This window comes from Aliivibrio sp. A6, assembly GCF_028765505.1.
Classification (GTDB): domain Bacteria; phylum Pseudomonadota; class Gammaproteobacteria; order Enterobacterales; family Vibrionaceae; genus Aliivibrio; species Aliivibrio finisterrensis_A.
In genome coordinates, this window is record NZ_JARACR010000107.1 from 1 (window position 1) to 739 (window position 739).

The 739-nt window shown below is 34.8% G+C and carries 2 protein-coding genes; both read right to left on the reverse strand.

The genetic code is table 11. From position 1 onward, the window contains the following. The coding region (locus PVK70_RS18810) for a CcdB family protein (RefSeq protein ID WP_012535038.1) at window positions 1–315 on the reverse strand (315 nt) is incomplete at its 3' end. Next, complete coding sequence (locus PVK70_RS18815) at window positions 316–561, reverse strand: type II toxin-antitoxin system CcdA family antitoxin (protein ID WP_026029298.1); 246 nt, start codon at window positions 559–561, stop codon at window positions 316–318. Window positions 562–739 lie beyond the last annotated feature (178 nt).

Here is a 739-nt window from a genome sequence, read left to right on the forward strand (position 1 = left end):
AATGCCAGTGATTAAAAAATCAATTGCAGCAATAATCTCATTTCTGAAAGTCGATAACTCATTAACAGGTTCGGATAAGATTTTAACTGGAACACTTGTCATTTGTTGAGTCAGCATTATAAAGTCACCTTCATCAATATGAATCGTAGGACAAAGGTGACTTGGGGCTTTCTTATCAAGTAATTCGATTGGTGTTAATGGAATGACTAATCGAGTATTTAAGTTATCAAGTAGATCACTTTGAACATCGACAAAATAAGGGTAGGTTTTAGCGGAACTTTTATCTTTGTTTTTATATAGCGTAAATTGAGACATTTAAAATACTCGGTATGAATCAGAAAAAAGACCGTGTTTATCGGTTAGTTCGTTGCAAGCATCAATAGCTTCAGAGTTTTGCTCTAACCATTCTTGTCTTTTTAGTTTGCTCACTTCCTGTGAAAGTGCTTTTTCCATTGTTGCTGAAAGGTTTATTTTTAAACGTTTTGCTTCAGCAAGCAGGTCACTATTTAAAGTTAAATTGGTCGCTTTCTTTACCGCTTGTGTATTATATTGATTTCTCATAATGTTACCGCTCATGCGCATTAAGTATGTGGGTTCAGTATATAACGTAAAAAGGCATTTAACAAATGCATCAACACGATTTGCTACATTCGGCATTCTAGGTTTCTTTGGGTTTACCGCATTAAGTGGTAAATTTAGGCTTAATTTGCCTAGTAGCAAACGTGTTATGCAGGCGTTA